This is a genomic window from Mycobacterium talmoniae (genome assembly GCF_001854525.1).
GTDB classification, from domain to species: Bacteria; Actinomycetota; Actinomycetes; order Mycobacteriales; family Mycobacteriaceae; genus Mycobacterium; species Mycobacterium talmoniae.
This window is the reverse complement of record NZ_MLQM01000263.1, coordinates 1-4,525: the sequence shown is the minus strand read 5'-3', so window position 1 is coordinate 4,525 and position 4,525 is coordinate 1. Positions and strand designations below refer to the sequence as shown.

Below are 4,525 nucleotides of genomic sequence, written 5' to 3'. Positions count from 1 at the left end.
CCACACCACCCGCCGGCACCCTCACACGCGCCAACGTCGCCTCCCATGAGCTGCGCACCCCGCTGACCGCGATGCGCACCAACCTGGAGGTGCTGTCCACCCTGGATCTGCCCGACGACCAACGCAAAGACGTCATCAACGACGTGATCCGCACCCAGTTGCGGATCGAGGCCACGCTGGGCGCGTTGGAGCGGCTGGCCCAAGGTGAGCTGTCCACCGCCGAAGACCACGTCCCGGTCGACATCACTGAGCTGCTGGACCGGGCCGCCCACGACGCCATGCGGATCTACCCCGATCTGGAGGTGTCGCTGGTGCCGTCGCCGACCTGCATCATCATCGGGCTGCCGGCCGGGCTGCGGCTGGCCGTCGACAACGCGATCGCCAACGCGGTCAAACACGGCGGCGCCACCCGGGTGCAGCTGTCGGCGGTCAGTTCGCGGGCCGGGGTGGAGATCGCCGTCGACGACAACGGCACCGGGGTGCCCGAGGGGGAACGCCAGATGGTGTTCGACCGGTTCTCCCGCGGGTCGACGGCCTCGCATTCGGGGTCGGGCCTGGGGTTGGCGTTGGTGGCCCAGCAGGCCGAGTTGCACGGCGGCACCGCGGCGTTGGAGGACAGCTCGTTGGGCGGGGCGCGGCTATTGCTGCGCCTGCCCGGACCGGGCTGATTTGGGGCGGCGCGTCGGCGGGTGCGCCGTCGGCGCCGCGCCGAACGTGCGCTCAGGGCGGAAAAATCGCGAAAACTCCGCCGCCAGCGCACGTTCGGCGACAAGGCACGGCCGCATTACCCGTCGTCGGGTTCTTCGGTCGCGGCCGACTCATCCTCGGGTACCTCGGATTCGGCGCCCGATCGGCCACCGGCGAAGCTGGCCGCGCCACCGGCGGCGGCCCCCTTCGCAGCGCTCGCCGGCGCCGCCGCGGTGACCCGCCGGATGGTCAGCGCCAGCGTCAGCACCACCCCGAGCACGAAGGCCAGCCCCATCAGCCACCAGTTCACGTCACCCATCAGCGCCGCTCCTCCTCATCGCTGCGCTCTGCATCGTCGGCGGCGCGCGTCATTTGGCAGCCCCCCGCGCGCCCGGCAGGTCCGCCAGGGCTTGTTCTTTGCTGGTGCGCTTGACGGTCAGGACCGCGACCCCCCACGCCACCGCCGAGCCCACCACGAACGCGAGTAGATACCACAGCCACTGGATCACGAAGTCCATCGCGGATTCTCCTTAACTGACCACGATTTCGACGCGACGGTTCTGCGCCCGCCCGTCCGGGGTGTCGTTGCTGGCCACCGGGTTGGCGGCGCCGAGCCCGGTGGCGGTGACGTGATCGGCCGCGACACCGTGCGCGGTCAGAAACTCGGCGACCGCGGCGGCCCGGGCGCCGCTCAACGGGGTGTTGATCGCGTCGTTGCCGGTGTTGTCGGTGTACCCGTTGACCGCCACCCGGGCGTTCGGGCAGGCCGCCAGCTTGCTGGCCACCTGGGTCAGCGTCTGCTGCGCGGCCGGGGTCAACGTGACCCCGTCGGTGGCGAAACTGATCGGCGCCTTCAGCAGCGCGTTGATGTCGGCCTGCAGGGTGCCGCACGCCGCGCCGGCCGGCGCCGGACTGGGCGCGGGCGCGCCGGGACCCGGCGGGGGCGGCGGGCTGGGGGCCGGACCCACCGGACCGGCGACCGCGATCTGGTCGACGACGTTGACGTAGGGCCAGGCTTTGACGGCCGCGTCCTCGACCGCGTCCTGGTCGGCCTGCACCGGCGCGGTTCCGGCCAGCGTGACGGTGTCCCCGTCGACGGTGAGGTTGAAGTCCGGGATGCCCGCGGCCGCGTTGAAAAACGGTCCGGCGTTAGAAAAGTCGAGCGCCTTGATGTCCGGGTTGACGCCGAGATTGTCGAGCACGTTGACGTCCTCGCCGACCGCGGCGATCACCGTATCCACCAGCACCCGCTTGGCTTCCGCGCTGGGCATCGCGCCATCGAGGGTGATCTGGTCGCCGCTGCGCACGATGGACAGCGGCGCCAGCGCTAACTGCGGCGGCGGGCCCGGGACACCCACAGCCGAGGTTTCCGACAGCGTCGGCAGCGGGCCGCTCAGCGCGTCGGTCTCGGACCGGGATCGGTCGGCGACCCCGAAGCCGATCACCCCCAACAGCAGCGGGATCAGCACCGCCGCGAGCAGCCACGGCAGGCCCGGCCGGCGCCGGTACCAGCGGGCGACGGTGGGCGATTCGGTCGCTGCCGGAGCCTCGTCGGAACCCGCCTCGGACTCAGGCATGCGCGCCTCCTCGTGTCGATAAGCGGGACTGATCCCCGCTTCCAGCGATAGGCAGCCTAGAGCAGCGCGATGGTTATCGGGTGCCGATCAGGTCGATCACGAAGATCAGCGTCTTGCCGGACAGCTGATGCCCGGAACCGGCCGGGCCGTACGCCTGCTCCGGGGGGATCACCAGCTGGCGGCGACCGCCGACCCGCATGCCGGGAATGCCGTCCTGCCAGCCTTGGATGAGGCCGCGCAGCGGAAACTCGATGGTCTGGCCGCGATTCCACGAACTGTCAAATTCTTCGCCGGTGTCGTATTCGACCCCCACGTAGTGCACCTCGACGGTGCCGCCCGGCGCCGCTTCCGGCCCGTCGCCCACCACCAGGTCCTGGATAACCAGCCCGGTGGGTGCCGGGCCGGTCGGGAAGTCGATCTCAGGTTTGCTAGTCACCGGGCCCACCCTAGTCGGGTGGCCGCCGGTGATGGCGAGCAGACGCAGATTCGCACGAACTCCGCCCCGATCGTGCGAATCTGCGTCTGCTCGCGGGGGTAGCGCGCGGAGGTAGGGCCCGGGGCCTAGCGGGCGTCGATGCTGACGTAGCCGCGCTCGCGCTGCCCGGTGTAGATCTGGCGGGGACGGCCGATCTTGGAATCGCCCTCGTCGTGCATCTCACGCCAGTGCGCGATCCAGCCGGGCAGCCGGCCCAGCGCGAACAACACGGTGAACATCCGGGTCGGGAAGCCCATCGCCCGGTAGATCACCCCGGTGTAGAAGTCGACGTTGGGGTACAGCTTGCGTTCGACGAAGTAGTCATCGGTCAGCGCCACCTCTTCGAGCGCCTTACCGATCTCGAGCAGCTCGTCGTCGCCGCCGAGCTTGCCGAGGATCTTGTCGGCCTGCTCCTTGACGATCCGGGCCCGCGGGTCGTAGTTCTTGTACACTCGGTGGCCGAAGCCCATCAGCTTGACGCCGTCCTCGCGGTTTTTGACCTTGCGGACGAATTCGCGCACGTCGCCGCCGTCTTCCCGGATGCCCTCCAGCATCTCCAGCACCGACTGGTTGGCGCCGCCGTGCAGCGGGCCCCACAACGCGTTGATGCCCCCGGAGATCGAGGTGAACAGGTTGGCCCGCGACGAGCCGACCAGCCGCACCGTCGACGTCGAACAGTTCTGCTCGTGGTCGGCGTGCAGGATGAACAGCATGTCCAGCGCGCGGACGATCTCGGGATCGGCCTCATAGGGTTCGGCGGGGAACCCGAACGTCATCCGCAGGAAGTTCTCCACCAGGGTCAGCGAGTTGTCCGGGTACAGGAACGGCTGGCCCATCGACTTCTTGTACGCGTAGGCGGCGATGGTGGGCAGCTTGGCCAACAGCCGGATGGTGGATACCTCCACCTGACCGTTGTCCATCGGGTCCAGCGAATCCTGGTAGTAGGCGCTGAGCGCGTTGACCGCGCTGGACACCACCGGCATCGGGTGGGCGTTGCGCGGGAAGCCGTCGAAGAACCGTTTCAGGTCCTCGTGCAGCATGGTGTGCCGCTGGATCTGGCGGGTGAAGGTTTCCAGCTGCTCCTTGGTCGGCAGCTCCCCGTAGATCAGCAGGTAGCTGACCTCGATGAACGTCGATTTTTCGGCGAGCTGCTCGATCGGGTAACCGCGGTAGCGCAGGATGCCGGCGTCGCCGTCGATGTAGGTGATGGCGCTCTTGGTGGACGCGGTGTTGACGAAACCGCCGTCGAAGGTGGTGTAGCCGGTCTGGGCTAGCAGCGACCCGAGCGCAATGCCGTCGGCGCCCTCGGTGGCGCGGACGATCTGTAGTTCCGTCTCACCGCCTGGGTACTTCAGAGTTGCGGTGTCGTCGGTTGCGGCCACAAGAACCCCTTTGGTCTCTTCAACTCGAACAAAAGCTGCCCGCATAGGTGCGTATAGAGAAAGGTAGTCGCTGTCGTGGCGGCGCGCTTGGCTGGGGGTCAGGGCCGGCGCCCGCCGCCTGCCGGCGCCCGGTACCCGACGAACGCCGGGGCCAGCAGCGCGGCGAGCAGCACGCCGACCACGACCAGCGCCCCGCCCCCGGCCGCCGTCGCCGACGTTCCGATCGCCGCCGCCGCGGCGCCGTGCACCGCGTCGGCCAGCCGCGGCCCGCCGGCGACCACCACCACGAACACGCCCTGCAGCCGCCCGCGCATCTCGTCGGAGGCGACCTGCTGCAGCAGCGTGGACCGGAACGCGGCCGACACCATGTCCGCGGCCCCGCCGACCGCCATAAACCCCAGCGC

Annotated in this window: 6 protein-coding genes and 1 pseudogene; 1 reads left to right on the top strand and 6 read right to left on the bottom strand. The window is 69.6% G+C overall.

Annotation, left to right across the window (positions count from 1 at the left end):
- On the top strand, positions 1–668 hold a 668-nt coding region (locus BKN37_RS25965; RefSeq protein ID WP_131823706.1), incomplete at its 5' end, for a sensor histidine kinase.
- 116 nt (positions 669–784) lie between these two features.
- Here BKN37_RS25965 and arfC read toward each other — a convergent pair.
- From arfC to BKN37_RS25940, 6 genes and pseudogenes are all read right to left on the bottom strand, one after another.
- Positions 785–1,006, bottom strand: a complete 222-nt coding sequence (gene arfC / locus BKN37_RS25960) for a channel accessory protein ArfC (RefSeq protein ID WP_071030042.1) — start codon at positions 1,004–1,006, stop codon at positions 785–787.
- 49 nt (positions 1,007–1,055) lie between these two features.
- A complete protein-coding gene (gene arfB, locus BKN37_RS29410) occupies positions 1,056–1,205 on the bottom strand; it encodes a channel accessory protein ArfB (RefSeq protein ID WP_095407216.1) in 150 nt (49 codons plus the stop codon).
- A gap of 12 nt (positions 1,206–1,217) precedes the next feature.
- The gene (gene arfA / locus BKN37_RS25955) at positions 1,218–2,264 is read right to left on the bottom strand and encodes a channel-forming protein ArfA/OmpATb (RefSeq protein ID WP_071030040.1); all 1,047 of its coding nucleotides are present in this window, start codon (positions 2,262–2,264) and stop codon (positions 1,218–1,220) included.
- A 73-nt stretch (positions 2,265–2,337) separates the two neighbouring features.
- Positions 2,338–2,700 carry an FKBP-type peptidyl-prolyl cis-trans isomerase gene (locus BKN37_RS25950; RefSeq protein ID WP_071030044.1) on the bottom strand — a complete coding sequence of 121 codons (363 nt, stop codon included), beginning with the start codon at positions 2,698–2,700 and terminating at the stop codon, positions 2,338–2,340.
- A 125-nt stretch (positions 2,701–2,825) separates the two neighbouring features.
- Complete coding sequence (locus BKN37_RS25945) at positions 2,826–4,121, bottom strand: citrate synthase (protein ID WP_083342057.1); 1,296 nt, start codon at positions 4,119–4,121, stop codon at positions 2,826–2,828.
- Positions 4,122–4,219: 98 nt separating this feature from the next.
- Positions 4,220–4,525: pseudogene (locus BKN37_RS25940) on the bottom strand (MFS transporter); the annotation flags it as partial.

Bases quoted from the DNA above. Each gene is read 5' to 3' on its own strand.
- arfC (WP_071030042.1), bottom strand. From the start codon at position 1,006: ATGGGTGACGTGAACTGGTGGCTGATGGGGCTGGCCTTCGTGCTCGGG.
- arfB (WP_095407216.1), bottom strand. From the start codon at position 1,205: ATGGACTTCGTGATCCAGTGGCTGTGGTATCTACTCGCGTTCGTGGTG.
- arfA (WP_071030040.1), bottom strand. From the start codon at position 2,264: ATGCCTGAGTCCGAGGCGGGTTCCGACGAGGCTCCGGCAGCGACCGAA.